Annotated in this window: 17 protein-coding genes; 11 read left to right on the forward strand and 6 right to left on the reverse strand. The window is 49.7% G+C overall.

Annotation, left to right across the window (positions count from 1 at the left end; genetic code table 11):
- Positions 1-382: rod shape-determining protein (locus tag JRI89_05545; GenBank protein MBW2070703.1), on the reverse strand; the 382-nt coding region annotated here is incomplete at its 3' end.
- Between the two features lie 384 nt (positions 383-766).
- Here JRI89_05545 and JRI89_05550 point away from each other — a divergent pair.
- Positions 767-1,486, forward strand: a complete 720-nt coding sequence (locus tag JRI89_05550; protein ID MBW2070704.1) for a DUF4197 domain-containing protein — start codon at positions 767-769, stop codon at positions 1,484-1,486.
- A 387-nt stretch (positions 1,487-1,873) separates the two neighbouring features.
- Here the strand turns inward: JRI89_05550 and cydB are convergent, their stop codons facing one another.
- The 3 genes from cydB to JRI89_05565 form a co-directional block, all read right to left on the reverse strand.
- Positions 1,874-2,899 (reverse strand): cytochrome d ubiquinol oxidase subunit II, encoded by a 1,026-nt coding sequence (gene cydB / locus JRI89_05555; GenBank protein MBW2070705.1) that lies wholly within the window; start codon positions 2,897-2,899, stop codon positions 1,874-1,876.
- Between the two features lie 18 nt (positions 2,900-2,917).
- Positions 2,918-4,234 (reverse strand): cytochrome ubiquinol oxidase subunit I, encoded by a 1,317-nt coding sequence (locus JRI89_05560; protein MBW2070706.1) that lies wholly within the window; start codon positions 4,232-4,234, stop codon positions 2,918-2,920.
- Positions 4,235-4,337: 103 nt separating this feature from the next.
- Complete coding sequence (locus JRI89_05565) at positions 4,338-4,778, reverse strand: Rrf2 family transcriptional regulator (protein MBW2070707.1); 441 nt, start codon at positions 4,776-4,778, stop codon at positions 4,338-4,340.
- Positions 4,779-5,142: 364 nt separating this feature from the next.
- On the opposite strand from JRI89_05565, the gene JRI89_05570 reads away from it, so the two are divergent.
- The 8 genes from JRI89_05570 (at position 5,143) to JRI89_05605 (ending at position 13,717) form a co-directional block, all read left to right on the forward strand.
- Positions 5,143-5,535, forward strand: a complete 393-nt coding sequence (locus JRI89_05570; protein MBW2070708.1) for a PilZ domain-containing protein — start codon at positions 5,143-5,145, stop codon at positions 5,533-5,535.
- A 500-nt stretch (positions 5,536-6,035) separates the two neighbouring features.
- Complete coding sequence (locus tag JRI89_05575; GenBank protein ID MBW2070709.1) at positions 6,036-6,494, forward strand: hypothetical protein; 459 nt, start codon at positions 6,036-6,038, stop codon at positions 6,492-6,494.
- A gap of 264 nt (positions 6,495-6,758) precedes the next feature.
- Entirely contained in the window at positions 6,759-7,145 is a 387-nt protein-coding gene (locus JRI89_05580) for a PilZ domain-containing protein (protein ID MBW2070710.1), read from the forward strand.
- A gap of 577 nt (positions 7,146-7,722) precedes the next feature.
- Entirely contained in the window at positions 7,723-8,238 is a 516-nt protein-coding gene (locus JRI89_05585) for an AAA family ATPase (GenBank protein ID MBW2070711.1), read from the forward strand.
- A gap of 66 nt (positions 8,239-8,304) precedes the next feature.
- Positions 8,305-8,808, forward strand: a complete 504-nt coding sequence (gene yfcD / locus JRI89_05590; GenBank protein MBW2070712.1) for an NUDIX hydrolase YfcD — start codon at positions 8,305-8,307, stop codon at positions 8,806-8,808.
- Positions 8,809-9,240: 432 nt separating this feature from the next.
- Positions 9,241-10,416 carry an inositol-3-phosphate synthase gene (locus JRI89_05595; GenBank protein ID MBW2070713.1) on the forward strand — a complete coding sequence of 392 codons (1,176 nt, stop codon included), beginning with the start codon at positions 9,241-9,243 and terminating at the stop codon, positions 10,414-10,416.
- 35 nt (positions 10,417-10,451) lie between these two features.
- Positions 10,452-11,297, forward strand: a complete 846-nt coding sequence (locus JRI89_05600) for a sugar phosphate isomerase/epimerase (GenBank protein MBW2070714.1) — start codon at positions 10,452-10,454, stop codon at positions 11,295-11,297.
- A 1,229-nt stretch (positions 11,298-12,526) separates the two neighbouring features.
- Complete coding sequence (locus JRI89_05605) at positions 12,527-13,717, forward strand: hypothetical protein (protein ID MBW2070715.1); 1,191 nt, start codon at positions 12,527-12,529, stop codon at positions 13,715-13,717.
- Positions 13,718-13,737: 20 nt separating this feature from the next.
- Here JRI89_05605 and JRI89_05610 read toward each other — a convergent pair whose 3' ends face one another.
- Both JRI89_05610 and JRI89_05615 read right to left on the reverse strand, forming a co-directional pair.
- The gene (locus JRI89_05610) at positions 13,738-14,148 is read right to left on the reverse strand and encodes a low molecular weight phosphatase family protein (GenBank protein MBW2070716.1); all 411 of its coding nucleotides are present in this window, start codon (positions 14,146-14,148) and stop codon (positions 13,738-13,740) included.
- Positions 14,145-15,050, reverse strand: a complete 906-nt coding sequence (locus JRI89_05615) for a hypothetical protein (protein MBW2070717.1) — start codon at positions 15,048-15,050, stop codon at positions 14,145-14,147. Before JRI89_05615 ends, JRI89_05610 begins: the two co-directional genes overlap by 4 nt.
- Before the next feature lie 313 nt (positions 15,051-15,363).
- Between JRI89_05615 and JRI89_05620 the strand changes: the two genes are divergently transcribed.
- Both JRI89_05620 and JRI89_05625 read left to right on the forward strand, forming a co-directional pair.
- Positions 15,364-16,242, forward strand: coding sequence for a MotA/TolQ/ExbB proton channel family protein (locus JRI89_05620; GenBank protein MBW2070718.1), 879 nt, complete (start codon positions 15,364-15,366; stop codon positions 16,240-16,242).
- Position 16,243: 1 nt separating this feature from the next.
- Positions 16,244-17,044, forward strand: coding sequence for a flagellar motor protein MotB (locus tag JRI89_05625; GenBank protein MBW2070719.1), 801 nt, complete (start codon positions 16,244-16,246; stop codon positions 17,042-17,044).
- The last annotated feature ends 39 nt before the right edge of the window (positions 17,045-17,083 follow it).

Raw genomic sequence — 17,083 nt, forward strand, 5'->3', positions numbered from 1 at the left:
CTGACTCGCGTACTGCCCTCTTTTCCACCTGCGTGATCCCGGAAGGAACGCAGACAATGATCCGGGGCCGTATGAGGGTGCGCCGGTTGTGCACTTTCCTGATGAAATGGCGCAACATAGCCTCGGTGATTTCAAAATCGGCAATGACGCCGTCTTTCATGGGGCGGATGGCCACGATGTTGCCCGGAGTTCGGCCCAGCATCATTTTGGCTTCTTTGCCAACAGCCATGACTTTGTTGCCCCGACCGTTTCGGCGCACTGCTACAACAGAGGGCTCATCAAGGACAACGCCTCCGCCTCTCACATAAACCAGAGTGTTGGCAGTTCCGAGATCTATGGCCAGATCATTGGAAAACCAGCCTAGGATGGGATCAAAGATCATGAAAAGGACCTCCCCTGTGCTCTAATGAATCATGCTGTTTGATTTGACGCTCCTATCATGGCCTGGCTCTGAATAATCGAAGAGCTGAACTGCTGATTTTTCCGGCATCCATGCTGGACTCTACTGTCTCGCTTCAGAATCGCTGCCAGGGCTATTCCCTTCAGGATATGCAGACCGGTAGCTAGTTTTGAAGCAAGATACATGCCTACTAGGGAGCGTACTATAACACTGCTGGGGGTCGCGATGAGCGAGCCGATCACTGCTAGTCGATTGTTGTCGCTGTTGCCAGGTGACATTGGCTATACTGATGATTATTCTACATAGACAATGTTGGTGAAACTTGCGATGTTCTGCAGCAAGAACATCCAGTCGAGGAGGTGAAGAATGAAGAAATGGTGGATTTTTGTCATGTTGATAGTTTGGCTCTCTAGCGTTCCCTTACAGGCAGGACTATTGGAGCAGGCCCAGGAAATCATCAGCCCGCAGAAACAGGGAAGCCTGGATGATTCCACGATAATTTCCGGCCTGAAAGAGGCCCTCTCCATTGCTACAGACAAAGCAGTCGCTTCTGTATCACAACTGAATGGCTATTTCGGCAACGAGATGATCAAAATCCTTATGCCGGAAGAACTGGCCAATATGTCGGCGGTGTTGAGCAAAGTTGGCTTCAAAGATAAGGTCGATGAATTTATCCTCAGTATGAATAGGGCTGCAGAACGGTCTGCGCCCAAGGCAAAGCAGTATTTCATTGAGGCCGTGCAAGATATGACTTTCAAAGATGCAGAGAAAATCCTTCAGGGTGGAGACACCGCTGCTACCACGTATTTCAAAGGGAAGACCTATGACAAACTTTATGCTGCCTTCAAGCCAGATATATCGGCGAGTATGAATGAGGTCGGCGTCACTCGTCTCTACAAGGAAATGATGAACAAGTATGCGAATGTTCCCTTTGCCAATCCTCAATCAGTGGATCTAGACCACTATGTAACCCAGAAGTCTCTCGATGGACTATTCTATGTTATCGCTCAAGAGGAAAAAAAGATAAGGACTGATCCTGCTGCCAGGGGAACCGAGTTGCTGCAAAAGGTATTCGGCAGCAAATGATAGGGAAAGGGCTCCGGGCTGGCGGCTGGGGCAAGGCGGCTGGGGTTGCAGTACTAGGACGGTTGTAAAGATAACAGCCCTGAGTCGACAGATTAAAAAACGGCAGGGACCTGCAAAATCAAAAAAACTGCAGTATTGACATTCGTAAAGGCGGAGCATGACATGAAAATACAACTACAGCATTATCTACATCCCCTGCATCTCTGGTCGCGCTTTCGAGGATTTTGTCTTGCTTGTTTTGTCTGGTACGAGCAGCACCTTTGGCAGCCAGTGATGAGACGGCTGTTTTCCACTGCCCTCCTCAATGGCAGCAGGAAAACCTGCTGCAAGAAACAACTTCATTAGATGGAGTTCTTGAAAGTCAGAACGATTGCCAGTGCTCTCTTGTCAATAGGCTTCGTCATAGTCCAGGGTTTCCTCGGTCACCTTGTTCTTGAATAATACGTACACCCATGTTTGGTAGGCAATTACTGCTGGCACAAAGACCAGGGCAACGACCAGCATGATTTTCAAAGTCAGGGTAGAGGAAGAAGAATTATACACGGTCAAGCTGAATGCAGGATTCAAGCTCGAAGGTAGCAGAGCCGGGTAAAGCCCCACAACCCCAAAAAGCGTAGCGGAGACAATGGTTAGGCTGGAGGCGAACCAGGCTTTCAACCAGTCTCCTTTGGCCATGTAAATCCTGGTGGCGAGCAAAGCAATAACCGTAACTACTGGAATGATCAGCAGCACGGGCATCTCGAGATAGTTGTTGTAAAGCTTTGTATAAACACCAGTGGTGGCCAGGAAAATAACCGCAACTCCCAGCAGTGGGATCCAGAGTTTGGCCGCCAGGGAGCCAGCCCGTTCATGGAGTGGTGCTTCCGTCTTGACTGCCAGCCAGAGTGCGCCGTGAACAGTAAAAAGAAACACGAAGAGGAGTCCGCCAATCAAGCCGTAAGGATTGAGAAGGGTAAGGAGATTGCCATGATAAATGCCCTCGGCGTCGATCGGTATTCCCTTGAAGATATTGGCGAAAGCCACACCGAAAAGCAGGGCTGCGGTGAAGCTGCCGATAAACAGACATGTGTCCCACAGAGTCTTCCATCTGGGATCGTCGATTTTGTTGCGAAACTCGAAAGAGACTCCACGGATGATAAGGGCGAATAAGATCAGCAGCAGAGGAGAATAGAGAGAACTGAACATGACAGCGTAGGTTGTGGGGAAGGCAGCAAAAGTAACGCCTCCCGCAGTGATGAGCCAGACTTCGTTGCCGTCCCAGAATGGTCCCATGGAATGATAGACGACCCTTTTTTCTATGTCATTTTTTGCCAGCAGAGGCATGAGCGTGCCAAGGCCCAGGTCAAAGCCGTCCAGCATGAAGTAGACTGCCCATAAAACACCCCAGAGAACAAACCATATTGTTGCTAACATGGCATAACTCCTTTCTCGCTAGTTGGTGGCAGCCGCAGGTTCAGGGCCTCTACGAGCATACCTTGTCATGAAGTAGAAAGCGGTGAGGCCAAGAAGTGAATAGACCACTATAAAGGCAATGAGGGAGGTAAAGACCTGCGAGGTAGCTATAGGCGAGACAGCGTCCTTGGTTTTCATGAGGCCATAGACGACCCATGGCTGTCGCCCGACTTCCGTAAGTGTCCATCCCATGGTACAGGCCAAATAAGGCAGGGGTATGGAGTAGAGCATGATCTTCAGATATCGTGGACTGGATTCAAGCTTTTTTCTTTTGAACCAGCCTATGGCCGTAAGGAGAACAAAGAGGGCGGCCAAGCCGGCCATTAGGCGAAAGGAAAAGAATGTCAAAAATACAGGCGGCCTTTCATCTTTCGGAAACTCCTTGAGACCCTTGACTTCTCCATCTACTGAATGCGTGGCAAGCAGGCTCAATGCCAGCGGTACATTGCCTATCTCTACCTTGTTGCGTTCGTTTTCAGGGTCAGGAATGGCAAACAGGTGCAAAGGAGCCCGAGTTTGGGTGTCCCAATGTGCTTCCATGGCAGCAAGTTTGGTAGGCTGCGTAGTATGAAGGAGAGCACCGTGCAGATGTCCTTCGAATATTTCGAAACAGGAGAAAATCAGGCTGAAGGTGACGGCAAGCCGGAAGGCTTTCACAAAAAGTTCCTTGTCCTGCTTGCGAAGTATATGGTAGGCGCTGATTCCCATGACAAGGAAGCCAGCGAGGATATACGCAGCAGTTAGCGTGTGGAGAATTGTCAGAACGGCAAATTTTTGGGTGATCACCGCAGCAAAATCAGCCAATTCAGCTCGACCTCGTGCCATGATAAATCCTACGGGGTGTTGCATCCACGAATTGGCGATCAGAATCCACACAGCAGATAGACTGGAAGCCCCGGCAACAAGCCAGATGGTGACAGCGTGTGCTTTGGGAGAAAGTCTGTTCCAGCCAAAGGCCCACACAGCGATGAAGGTGGATTCAAGGAAAAATGAAGTGGTAGCCTCAATTGCCAACAGCGAGCCAAAGATGTCTCCCACATACTTGCTATATCTAGCCCAATTTGTGCCGAACTGGAACTCGAGAGTTATCCCCGTTACCACGCCCACGGCAAAGTTGATGAGAAAAATCTTGCCCCAGAACCTGGCCATTCTCCTGTAATCATCATCCATAGTTCTGACATAGATCGTTTCCATGATGGCGATAAGAACGGAAAGACCGAGAGTCAAGGGAACAAAAAGGAAGTGGAAATAGGTGGCCACCGCGAACTGCAATCTAGAGAGGGTCACAACATCCATGGTACCTCCTTGCCGAGTACGAAATACTCCAGCTCATTCGCATGTTGTCAACTCGGATGAAATACAGCTCATGACCAAAGGTGATTCTTGGCAAGTATCCGAGTTACGGGACTTTATTGGGAGAAAACGGCTCCACACAGGTTTGTTCTTCGAGAAGTCTGGCAAAAGTTGCTCTGGCCAGGGTTTGACGCAATTCGGACCTTGCCTTCTGCCATACCTTGTGAACACTACAGTTCTGGACCCGAAAACATGAACTCGGTCTCATGACACAGTCGTTCAAAAAAATTTCTCCCATCACTGATTCAACCACATCCAGCAGGGTCAAGGTATCCGGGGGAACAATGAGGCGATAGCCGCCTTTGGCTCCCTGAATTATTTCGAGTATGTTGGCGCGGGCCAGTTGTTGAGCTATTTTACCTAAGAATTGTGGTGGAATTTCCATAGCCCGGGCAATTTCTCGCCTAGAAACAACCAGACCTGCTGGTTGCTCTGCTAAGTAGAGAACGCAGCGAACTGCGTATTCTCCAGCCCGTGTGAGTCTCAAAAATGGCGCTCCTAGACAGTATATACGACAATTGAGATTACATTTATCTCATATATCAACAGTCGCGGCCAGCTGTCAAGAAAAAATTTGCCTGCTCGTGCCAGCAAGGGGTATTGGCAAATGATATTAAAGCCCGGGTGAGCACCTACCATTGCAGAGCTGCGCACGCTTGTCATTTCTGCTGGATACAGGGCTGTTTCTCCATTGCTGCCAATGACATGCTGGCAGCGTTTCAGGGGAAAAGTCCAGTCTCCTGGCAGCGGCAACACTGATAACTGTCGCCTTTTCCTCAGAACCATTGTTGCAGCTGACTCGCAAATGTGATATAAGGAGGCAACCATCCATTGCAGAATCAGGAGCGGCTATGCTGGTCAGGCAGTTACTGCGCAAACCAATGGAACGACTGACAGTACTCAGAGGTGCACCTGCAGTTCCAGAGGCTCGCAAACATCCTCGGGCAAAGATAAAACTGCCAGTGGTGATGATGGTGGGCGAGAGCCTGATTGATGGCTGGACGCAGAATCTGAGCTGCGGTGGGGCTTTTATTCGCTGCCATCAAGCCCCTGACAGTGAAAATGGCTTTCGCATCGTTATCACTGCCAAGGAACGTCTCATATTGCTAAATGCCCGCGTAGTCTGGTCAGCCGTCAGTTCAGAGGAGAGTGGTGAGCAGATTCGCGGAATTGGCGTGAGCTTTTCCACGGTCTGCGGGCATGACCGCATCTTCCTCAATAATTTGATTGTTGATCACGCCTAGGATGCCATCGAATTATCGCACTCTTTGTCTTTTATACCGCTGTCTTTTATAGCACTGTAAACACTGTACCGATCTCCGCCTGTTTGGCTTGATTTGCTGGCCGGGACGGAGATCAGCCCTACTGTCAAGCAAAGTCAACTTACCCCATCCCCGGAGGGCGGCCACTGTATCGGCCAGGATTCTCGGGCGTCAGCGAACGAATGCAGCAAACAGGCCAGTTTTTCTCCCAATCTACTGCGAGGCCGAACAAAGTCGTTGCCGTACCTCCAACCTTCTGCCATGCCTGCTTGTCAATACTGGTTACCAGGTGCACTTTCATTTTGCCGGTGACCTCTTATACTCTATGGCCGTTTTTTCCTGCGGCGACTCTAATGCGTTAAATATGTATACTGGCAAATATGGGCTGAGCCTCTGTATTTTCCTGTTTGTGCTTCGGGGAAAATACAGGTATTTTTTAACTGCACCGACTACGTTGACTTCATTTCAGGGGGGTAACTGGCATGTTACAGCGAAAAGAGTGGCCCAAGCTGCTGGCACTGTTTCTTTTCCTCATGGTGCTGGGAGCATACTATGACTACCTCAGCCTGGAGATGAGAACCTGGATTTTGCCCCTAGGCATCTTCGGCGCGGCGACTGTGGTAATTGCTCGGTTGAAACAGTCGGAGTATGAGATGCGAACCGCACAGCTGCTGTGTCGTTCCATCAGGACAGAAGAAATTTTTTTAGTCGACTCAAAAGGTTATAATCGGATAACCATATCCAGCACACCACAAGGTGCCAAGTTGGTCCTCTACGATGATAGACAGTTGTCGCGTGCGATCCTGGAGGTCTCTGAGGGCAACCCGACGCTGGAGCTGCTGGGTGAAGAAGGCAAAGTCTTGGTGACGTTTACGGATCAAGGCACAGCTGCGCTCTCTGTCCGTGATGGCGCCAACAAAGTAATCTGGTCTGCACCCTGAGTCTTATAAGAGGTTCTGAAGCAGGGCGAAGAGTTTTCTCGCTGTGCCCGGCAGTTCATTCTGACATAGGGAAGTTTGTGCTGCTGGCAGCGAGTGCCAAACAAGCTGTCCAGGAGATCAGAGAGGCAAACTTGGCCTTTTTTTTGCAAAATGCAGCAGCATCAGCATGGACAGGGCTCGACAGTCGAGGAAGATGCTGCAAAGTGGCTGACTCTGATAAGCTGACTGCTGCCAAGCCTTCTCACTCATCTCCAGGTGGGGCATATGGGGCCTGATAAACGTATTTCTACTAGGCTAAAGCTGCGGTGGGCGGTCACCCTCCTGACTGCCACGGAAAGGGTGGAGGGAATAACGAGAAATCTCAGTGTAAACGGGGCTTTTGTCTATTACTATCGACCACATCGAGACGGCAAGCCGCTTAGACTCTATGAATCTGTGGGCATGGTACTGGAGGTTCCAGACCGCCTGCCTCTGCTCATCAGAGCGGTTGTTGTCTGGTCCGACATATTGAGTTCCGATGAAGGCAATACCCTGCTTGGTGTGGGTCTACACTTTACCGACGTTTTTTACGAAGATCGCAACTATCTTAGAAAGATAGTTGCTCAGGACGAAAAGATGTGCTCGCCGGAGCAAAGCCGGACGCAAGGCTGAGGCACCTGGCCTCTCGTCTGTGCTCTCTATCCCTCACAGGTTCGAAGGCCAACAGCAACCTTGTTATAGGATCTGCAATGCAACAAGCTAGGGGCAGCAGGCCTTGCCGCGTTTCACAATGTCCTTGTTGCAGAGGGACCAGTAGCTGCATTCTCTTTTCGGGCATTCTTCAGTAGCCCGCTTGAAGCAGTCCTGAAGACCATGAAACTGCTGCTTTTCACGAATATATGCAGTGATGCAAGTCTCGCAAAGACCTCCGGATATCTCATCACTACAGTTTTGCACAGTCCATCTGTCGCCACACTTTATGCAAACGTAGATCATGCTTGCTCCAGCGCTAATAGGCAGATCAACAGGCCAACCCTCCAGTTGCCTATCACTGTCTCAGCTGTCAATATGATTTTCTCCGAACCGACTCATTTCCTAAACAGGGTATTGAGTCAGCAGAATGCGAACTATATCCTATCAGCTGAGACGAGGCAAGGAGGTCTGCTGAGTCCAGTGGAAAAAATTTGTCCTGATATCCAAGGAGTGCTGTTGCCTTGTCCTGCAGAGAGCGTGGCAGGATGAGCGGGAAATGGATATGGGAAGCGCAGACAATATTACCTTGATAGGCATGCCCGGAAGTGGCAAGAGTACTCTGGGAAGAGCTCTTGCAGACCGCCTTGGTTACGAGTTTGTGGACGGTGATGAAATCATAAGGTCTATGGGTGGGGCTCTCCAGCATATCATCGATAGCCATGGAGAGAAAAGATTTCTCGAGATTGAAGAGGCAGCACTCCTCTCTCTCGGGGGTAAAGGAAAGGTATTTTCGCCAGGAGGAAGCTGCGTATTGTCATCAGCGGCCATGAACCACTTGCGTTCCATCTCGGTAGTGCTGTTTCTAGACGTAGCGTACGCCAATCTGGTGAAACGATTGTCTCTGGACGGGGTTGAGTTGCGAGGTATAGTAGGTTTGAAAGAACTGGGCTTGCAGGAAGTATACAAGAAGCGCAGGCCGTTGTATCTCAAGTATGCTCATGTGGTTGTTCGTCTGGAAGATAGACCGATCCGGGAGAATGTGGAACTCCTGCTCGCCAGGATTCTACCTTGAATGAAAACTAGTTCCGAGTAAGAACTGCAGAGACAGATTGTACGTGTGAGTTGCAAGGGGATTGCCATGGCTGCTGAAGAAATGGTGACAATTGTAGATCGACACAATAATGAAATAGGTGCTGTGGAACGCTGGAAAATGAGGCAGCAGAAATTATGGCATCGTGCCACCTATGTTCTGGTATTCAACTCCAGGGGCGACCTCTTCGTCCAGAAGCGGAGCTCAACAAAAGACGTCTTTCCAGGCTATTATGACGTAGTGGCTGGCGGCGTGGTTCTGGCAGGAGAAGGCTACCATGAAAGTGCCTGCCGCGAACTCGAGGAAGAACTGGGCATACAGGGAGTACCGCTAGAGAGACTTTTCCTTTTTCCTTATGAAGATCAGTACGTGAAGGTATGGGGGGCGGCTTTTCGCTGTGAGTATGATGGCGAAGTCCGTATCCAGAGGGAGGAAATTGCCAGCGGCAAATTTCTGAGCATGACACATGTCCGAGATTTGCTCGCCTCAGCTGCGTTTACTCCTGATGGACTCTATGTATTGAACCGCTATCTCGGCCGTAACATATCATGAAGCGAGCGCCAGCGGCGTGTGTACAGGCAAGCTTCACCCGACTATTCCAATGAGTGGTTTGTCTGAGCAAATCGTAGGATCACTGGTTCAGAACAGCGGTATCAAAAAGGAAGAACAGTGCTATACCGCGCCACGCTCGGATCGGCACAGGAGGCCTCGGCGGTTTGCGGTTGGGCCCTGCTCAGCCCACAGTTTTCCGGCCATGTGAAGGTCCAGGGAGCTGATCATAAAGCAAGGCTCATTTAGTGGAGCTTCTGGGTAGGATACCGATTGACGGGCAGGGAGGCTTGTTTTAGACTGGCCGTTGCCACGGCAAAGGTAGTAGAGTGATTTTGCCCGGCGCTGGCATGCATACTATTTCAGGAAATGAGACCCCCCAATTTTTCCCGCAAAGATGGTGGCTTGCTACATGGCAGTACAAAGAGTATCACAATGAACAGGAAAGTGAAGGATGCAGGGCAAGGAAAGCGGAGGAGGGCACTTTTGCTCATGGTGGCCGGCGCCAAGGGAGCCGTGGGTTCTACACTGGCTGCGGCAGTGAGTGCCCTCCAGAGCACCCCTGAGATGGTGCTGTCCAGTCTTACCACCAGAGGGAAGTTTCCTCAATTAGGAAATTGCGCTGCAATTCACATGGTGGGTTGGGACTTGAACAGAGCGAGCCTGTTGGAGGTAATAGAGCAGTATGGAATTATACCGGAGAAGTTCTGGCGGCCAGAGGCTGAGAGAATGGAGAGAATTTCTTTGAGAGATGGCGTGCCAGAGAGAGATAGATTTCAGCGTCAGGTGGAAGTGATCAAAGGCGATATTGAGGATTACAAGAGTCGTTATCCTGGCAGCAGGGCTGTGTTGGTAAATCTGTTGCCGGCATCCTCCGGACGAAACCTGAATGCTTGTGCCAGTGTAGCAGCTTTAAACGAAGAGGCAGGCACAGGGGTAATTCCTGATCTTGCTTACGTTGTTGCCGCTGTAGAGTCGAAAGTACCAGTGGTGAATTTCAGTCCAAACGAAGTGGAAATTCCGGCAGTGTTGCGAGCTGCGGTTGAACATGGAGTGCCGGTAGCAGGCCGAGATGGCAAGACCGGCCAGACCTATTTCAAAGTGGTACTGGCCTCGGCTCTCAAGGCGAGGAGCCTTCTGGTAGATGGCTGGTATAGCCTCAACATTCTCGGCAATGCAGACGGCAAAAATTTGATGAACCCCGAGAAAGCCGAAGCCAAAATAGCAAACAAGACCACTGTGCTCGAAGGAATCCTGGGATATCGAGTGGGTGAACAATATGATTCTGCCGCCCATAAAGTCCATATCGACTACTATCCACCGCGAGGTGATGCCAAAGAGGCCTGGGATGTCATTGACTTTTTGGGCCTGTTTGGCTTGCCGATGAGCCTGCGTCTGAATCTGCTGGGCCGTGATTCCATTCTGGCTGTCCCCCTGATTCTCGACCTGGCCCGCTGGGTGGCGGCGCTCCAACTAGCAGGCAGGAGCGGCCCAATTCCTGAATTGGGCTTCTTTTTCAAGAGGCCGATAGGGGACAATCCACCTCTCAGTTTTCAGGATCAGATTGCCGGCATTCTCAAACTGGAAAAAGAATGTACCAGCATGATGTAAGAGGCGACGAACTGGTGCCGGGAAAGGACGGGGCCATGGTATTTGGCTACAGTACCAATGCCTTTGTGAAGATGTCTCTCTATGAAGCGGTTGAGAGAATAGCGGCGCTCGGCTTCAAAGGTGTAGAAATAATGTGCGACAGGCCGCACCTCTATCCAGCCGACTACAGCGAGGAGGATCTCGCCCGCTTGAGTGGACTCATCAAGTCGCATAATTTGAAATTAACAAACCTGAACAGCTTCACCCTGTTCGCTGTAGGAAACACCTACCTGCCCTCGTGGATTGAGCCGGAGGAGGAGAGACGAAAGGTACGGATACATCACACCGTGCGCTGCCTCAAGTTGGCAAAATTTCTAGGTTGTGCAAACATTTCTGTGCCACCAGGCGGGCCTCAGGGGAGCTTGTCAACAAAGGAGGCCCTGGCTCTCTTCCATCAGGGAATAGAACAGGTTGCCCCAGTGGCCGAGGAACTGGGAGTGAAGATTTTGGTGGAGCCCGAGCCGGATTTGCTTCTGGAGAACAGCAGTCAATTTGCTGCATTTATCAATGATGTGGCATCTTCAGCAGTAGGCCTCAACTTTGACGTGGGCCATTTCTTCTGTGTTGGCGAAGATCCCTGTACCGCTTTCGAAAAACTCTTTCAATGGGTCGGCCATGTGCATCTGGAGGACATAGGCGCAGACAGGATGCACAATCACCTGATTGCTGGTCACGGTGTCATTCCCTTTCTGGCAGTATTCGAGACCATCGCCAGATTGGGATACCGGGGCGACATCAGCTTGGAGCTCTATCCTTATGTGGACATGCCTGAGGAGGCGGGAAGGGAGAGTCTGGACTACCTGCGACCAATCTTTCAGGAAGCTGGCTTGCCGATCAGCTAGGGAAGATTGATTAGACCTCAGGTATTCAGGTGCACACAGGCTGGCAGCGCAGATGCCTGGAAAGAGCTTTCGCACATTTTGAACCACAACCCGCGTGGCCGTTGTGAAGAAGTCCTACCCCCCAGAAAATCCCAAGCATTGCCCATGCGGGCATAAGCATGTGTCCTGGTCTCCAGGCGAGGAAACTGTTTATTGCTGGGACTGCGACAAAGAGTATCCTCTGTCATCGTGCTTCAGGGCCCCGGCTGGTGAGGTCAAAGCCCCTTGCCACCATGACAACTGACAGGAGAGCTCGGCTCAGTTCATGCACGAAGCCACCAGATGCTGCTCTGACCCCATGAAATGAGACGCGCCTCCTGCTGTCCTGCTTCGGGCATCTTGTTAATGAGCTGCCAGATCTGATTGCCGGGGCAAACTCCAGACTGGTGGTGAAGGCGACAACGAGCACTAGACTGCTCACGCGTTCTATGGACTCGGGTGCTGTGGTGCCACATGACGACCGAACGGTCTCTCCTCCATCGTGATTCTGGCAGTAGCTGAAACATACAAACTCACGAGGAGATTATACTAGTGCTGAGAGTTTCTCTTGCTATCCCGGGCAATTGTACAGGCACATCGGTGGTAGACAAAGGTTTTGGCGCAGGTGACACAGCCGAAAAAGATGGCGTCGGCAAGCAGGAGACGCTCTTGCAAACTGTTTAGTCGCTGCGTGTATAGTTGAGACATTTGAACGGCGGAAGAGGAACTTCAGTCCAGATTCACATCTTGCGGCCATCTGTTGCCAGCAAAGAGATGGAGTTTTGGGGACAAAGTGTTCTGCAAGAGATTTGGTACAAGAGACTTGCAAATTATTGCAAGTGGGAGTTAAAATTTACGTAGAAATTTTATTGCCACATAGAAACCTCATATATTTTACTTGACAGGGACATGCTTTCAGCATTAATTTCGCCAATGTTATATTGTCGACTCTATTGCGCGAGAGGCATGTGTGGAAGGACAAAGAGAAATAGGAAAACTTTTACACTTCCCTTGAGGAAGAGGAGAATATTCTGCAACAGTTGAGAAAGCTTTTACCCTGCCTCATTCCGGTTCCTTGAAATGTGACAAGAAAAATACCATAAATAACAATTTGTTATTGGCTTGGACTTAATTTGGCATGGAATTTGTTTTTTATCTAGAAACAAGACAAAAGGATGGTGAACTAACAGCCTGAGAGACATGGAAGTGACGTGCGAAAGGGTTGGTCAATGGGCCAGGGGAGCGAAAAAGAGTTCATCGAGTACTCTCTGCAAACACTACGACAACTAGGATCTGATTTTCTTGAAGGAAAGACTCTCGAAGGATCCATAGATAAATTTGCCTTTAGAATAGCCTCCACCATAACGCCCGGAAATGAACAATTTGTAGTCATAAGAATATTAGAGCGTGATATTTACAAGATTACTTACGGTGAACCAGCTGAAAGTGAACGGCATGGAGTCGGCAGTATCGGCCATCTTTTGAAACCAGTAGAAAAAAAAGCTCTCACCAGGGCGATCAAGAATAGAGAAGTGGTGATCGTCAATGATGCAAAGGCCGATCCTCTAACCGCGTATATGTATCAGCATGTGGTAAATAAAGACATCAAGTCCGTAGCAGTTATACCAGTTGGCAACCGTACTGTTAAGTACCTGATTGTCATTGACAAGGCTGGGCCTCAAGAAGGGGGATTCAATGTTCTGGAAGCATCGTTCCTGAAAGAATGTCAGAAAAGTATCAATAGATATATTGATTGCTTAGATACTAATGGTTTCAATAATGGCTGCGATTTCTACGGTATTTTGAATGGTCTCCAGGATATTCTTCGCAATTATCTGCAGATAGCCGGGGGTAGAATCAACAGAATTCTGAAAAACTCGACAGATTTTAATGAGATACAACGCAATGCCGAAATGGCCCTCACTTCTATTGAATCTCTTGAAATGGAAATTGCCAAACTCATGCAGTATATGAGTTATCTCCGGACGAATGGCGATCTAGCCAAAGTAGAATCTCGTACTGTTGACGACTACATGCAAGAGTTTTATCGAAATGCCATGTTTACAGTACAGATAGCAGACGATGTGCGATGGACGGAGACTGAACTGCCTGCGGACTGCGTCTCATTTCTTCTGGCAGAAGTCAGAGATTACGTAATCAGAAACGGTAAACAGGGTTGTAAGGTAGAAGTGAAATCGCAAGGCTGCGAACTGGTCCTCTCTTTTCGCTCCTCTGGATTTCAACCCTTCAAGCAAGACAAGGATGCTATACTCTGCATGATCCAGGCCTTGATCAGGACTTTGGCGGGAACATTTTCACTTGCTGAATATCAGTGCAGAATCACTCTGCCATTGAGGTCTCCAGGAAGATTTCTCTCCAGGGGGGTGACCAAGATCCCCTGAAACTCATGACTGTAATAAAATCACCTTATACCCAGCCACAGCGGTAATTTTTCGAGCACCAGCCATTCTATCGTGTCTCTTGCCTGTCTGAAAGAAGCCAAACTCTCCATATAGGGGTCTCTCACACGCCAATTGATCACCAGTTTCTGCGGGTTCTCGTGAAGCACTTCTTCTGGCAATAGTTGTGAAGTAAGATTTACAATCAGATCGAATCGAGCAATATCCACTTCGGCAATACCTTTGGACCGCAGACCTCGGATAGAAACTGCGATTTCCTGGAGAACCTTTTTGGTCTCAGCGGGGATAGAGCCCAGAGGGCACAAGCCAGCCGAGGCTACCTCCAGTGAACTGCCCCAGTAATGCCTTGTAAGGGCTTCTGCAAGGATACTCCGGCAAGCGTTGCCAAAACAGATAAACAATACCGCCTTCAAGTGGTTAATTCTCCTGTGGTGCCGAACGGGCTGTTGGCTTCTTGCTCGGCGAGGACCTTTTTCAATCGGATAAAAAATGTCTCCAGCTGCTCTTGCGCCTCTTTTTTTGCCTGTGCCGAGGGAAAGGTTGAATCCAGGCAGTGAAATACTGTTTCTACAGAGGCGGTGTAGGTGTCTGTGGCGATGGCACAACTGGAGTCGTGTGCAGCTCTGTCAATCGGCCCTGAGTATAGGCACCCACCGGAAGGAGCAGAACTTCTGTATGGCCAGTCCAATTTCCATCCGAAAAACTGACGTACATAACTCAATGCAGATGGAGACAATAGCTGATTGAGGTGTACCTTCTGGTGGGTAAAAATAGCAAATAAACGGAAGAAGCTGAGAATATAGGCGATGCCCGGCACCACTAGACCATAGAGGTACCAGTCCTGGATTGCCCTGACAACTATTCTTTTCTGCAAGACTGATAGCTTCCTGAAACCGGCACAGAAGTACTTGCTGCAAGCAGCACCACCATGATAGGAGAGACCCCGCCAGTCAATACCACCATTGCCTTGAGCCAGGGGGTTGAGCAAACAGCCGACCAGACGGCTTTCTTTATCCAGAAATCCTATAAATTCACAGGAATAGAAGTCTGGATCTAAGAAGAGCAAGCCTTCCTGCTGCCGCCTCTGTTCAGCATAGGCAATGATATGTCCCACTGTTCGCGGCGTCCGGGCGAAGCAAGCAGTCCTGGCGTGGAGTAGAGAGGCCAAATCTTGTCTGGTCTTTCCCTCGATCTGATAAAGCCCACAACACCAGGCACAGGACTTGTTGTGGTCAGGCTGACAGAGGTGCGGTTCAGTCATCCTGCTGCCGGGGTGCTGGTGTCGCGAAGTGCCGTGGCTGCTGGTCATGGTCATAATGCCCGCTGAATAATTGCCGATTGAGCAAACAGTTGCAGAAGAAGGCGTCAAGAGTTAGCAACCAATCTTATGATAACGAGCATTTCAGCGCAACCTGATGAACCTAGACTATACTTTGAAAAAATGAAATTCCATCCAGTGGTCCAGTACTGTATCAGCAAGCGGCATGACTCCGGTCTGCTTTCTCTACCCAGGTGGAGAGATCTAACCTATTCTCTCCCAGAGCTAGGCAAGTTTTTCCTCGTGCTTCTATGAAAATATTCTCTCTTATTTTGTAATATCAATTAATTACAATTACAACTGGCATGGCATGAGAACTGCTGTCCAGGGACTAAACATCGAAAAAAGGAGGAGACCATTGCTGCAAAAAGTGTGCTTGGCAGCCGCCATACTCTTTCTCCTGTTCCTGGCTGGCAGTGTGGTGGGTGAAACTTCGGTGGCAGTAAATCTCAAGAGCGCTCTACTCGTGCTCGGCGGCAGCATGCTGAGCGTTTTATTGGCTTTTCCAATAAAGACCATCAGAGATCTCTGCCACAGTTTGACGGAACTGTTTCATTATAATGAGAATGAGCGGCTGTCCCTTGTACAGCATATGGAAAGGATTGCCCGTCTCGCTCGTTTACACGGCGCCAGGGTCCTGGAAAATGAAGGAAACAAGACCGCGAATCAATTTCTTCGCAAAGGGCTGGAACTTATTGCCGATGGCTACGACCGCTATGAGATCCGCAACATCATGGAAAAAGAATTCGAACTCTATTTTGCCCGCAGAGAATCTCAGATAAGCATTCTCAAGACCCTGGCAAAACTGGCACCGGTGTTTGGCTTCGTAGGCACCATCATGGGGCTGATCAATATCCTGGGTCACCTGGGGGAGCCAACTGAGATTGGCAAGGGCATGGCTCTTGCTCTGCTCACCAGTTTTTATGGCTTGCTGTTTGCCAACTTTCTCTTCATGCCGCTGGGGAAGAAACTTGCCGAATATGTCAAAGGAGAGGCCACCACGCTGACACTCATCCTGGAAGGAGTGATGGACATTTCAGAGCAGAGAAACTCGAAGGCCATGGCTTATCGACTGAAATCCTACCTGCATGTTGATGGCATGCCCCGTGCCGTGCCTGCAGACAGTGCAAACAGAGAAGCGCCATTGACAGCAAGATTCGCTCTTCGCAAGCTTTTGTTCAAGGAGTAAAGTGGCTCACTTAGACAATGAAGATCTGCTGAGAAGACTTGAAAATTCAGAGCGCAAACGAAGGCCCTGTCACCCTCTGCTGCTGCAAAAAGAAGCGGATGAGGATACACTTCTGTGGAGCCTGGTGGATCTGGTCAGCGTCCTGCTGATATTTTTTGTGCTCCTCTACTCTGATGCTATTACAAAGCATGCACCTCGTTTATCTGAGAAAATTTATCGGACTCATCTGTCACAACAGTCTGCCGGAGCGCCTCAACAGGTGTCCGCCAAAGGCAGTGCTCGCCTGCAACCATATAGGCACATGGCCTCACTTGCAGCGGATGTCCTCCGAGCGAACCAGGGCGCGGTGTCCCTGCGCCAAGAAATACTGGCTACTTTAGAAACCACATCTTCACATGAGTATTCTGTAGCGCAGCGCGATCACAGCCTGGTTATTACCTTCAATGAGAGGATTATTTTCAATCGAGGTGAAGCAGAGCTTCTTCAGAGCTTCAAGCCCATTCTGAGTAAGATTGCTGCACTCGTTGCCCGCAAACAGGAGTTTCTTGTTGAAGTATCTGGGCATACAGATGATACTCCCATCAGCACTACGAGGTTTCCGTCAAACTGGGAGCTTTCAGCAATACGTGCTGTAAATGTGGCCAAATTTCTTACCCAAAACGGTGTAGATCCGCACCGGGTCTCGATCAAAGGCTATGGCGAATACCAGCCACTAGTTGCCAATACTTCCCCTGCTAACAGGCAGATGAATCGTCGAGTAGAAATAGCCCTGATCAAAGGAAGCAATGACTCTGGAGGCTGAATAGCGGGGGGAGACCGCACTAGTTACCTCTGACTGGAT

The sequence above is a fragment of the Deltaproteobacteria bacterium genome, assembly GCA_019309045.1.
Taxonomy (GTDB): Bacteria; Desulfobacterota; Syntrophobacteria; order BM002; family BM002; genus JAFDGZ01.

Bases quoted from the DNA above. Each gene is read 5' to 3' on its own strand.
- JRI89_05550 (MBW2070704.1), top strand. From the start codon at position 767: ATGAAGAAATGGTGGATTTTTGTCATGTTGATAGTTTGGCTCTCTAGC.
- cydB (MBW2070705.1), bottom strand. From the start codon at position 2,899: ATGTTAGCAACAATATGGTTTGTTCTCTGGGGTGTTTTATGGGCAGTC.
- JRI89_05560 (MBW2070706.1), bottom strand. From the start codon at position 4,234: ATGGATGTTGTGACCCTCTCTAGATTGCAGTTCGCGGTGGCCACCTAT.
- JRI89_05570 (MBW2070708.1), top strand. From the start codon at position 5,143: ATGCTGGTCAGGCAGTTACTGCGCAAACCAATGGAACGACTGACAGTA.
- JRI89_05575 (MBW2070709.1), top strand. From the start codon at position 6,036: ATGTTACAGCGAAAAGAGTGGCCCAAGCTGCTGGCACTGTTTCTTTTC.
- JRI89_05580 (MBW2070710.1), top strand. From the start codon at position 6,759: ATGGGGCCTGATAAACGTATTTCTACTAGGCTAAAGCTGCGGTGGGCG.
- JRI89_05585 (MBW2070711.1), top strand. From the start codon at position 7,723: ATGGATATGGGAAGCGCAGACAATATTACCTTGATAGGCATGCCCGGA.
- yfcD (MBW2070712.1), top strand. From the start codon at position 8,305: ATGGCTGCTGAAGAAATGGTGACAATTGTAGATCGACACAATAATGAA.
- JRI89_05595 (MBW2070713.1), top strand. From the start codon at position 9,241: ATGAACAGGAAAGTGAAGGATGCAGGGCAAGGAAAGCGGAGGAGGGCA.
- JRI89_05600 (MBW2070714.1), top strand. From the start codon at position 10,452: ATGGTATTTGGCTACAGTACCAATGCCTTTGTGAAGATGTCTCTCTAT.
- JRI89_05615 (MBW2070717.1), bottom strand. From the start codon at position 15,050: ATGACCATGACCAGCAGCCACGGCACTTCGCGACACCAGCACCCCGGC.
- JRI89_05620 (MBW2070718.1), top strand. From the start codon at position 15,364: ATGAGAACTGCTGTCCAGGGACTAAACATCGAAAAAAGGAGGAGACCA.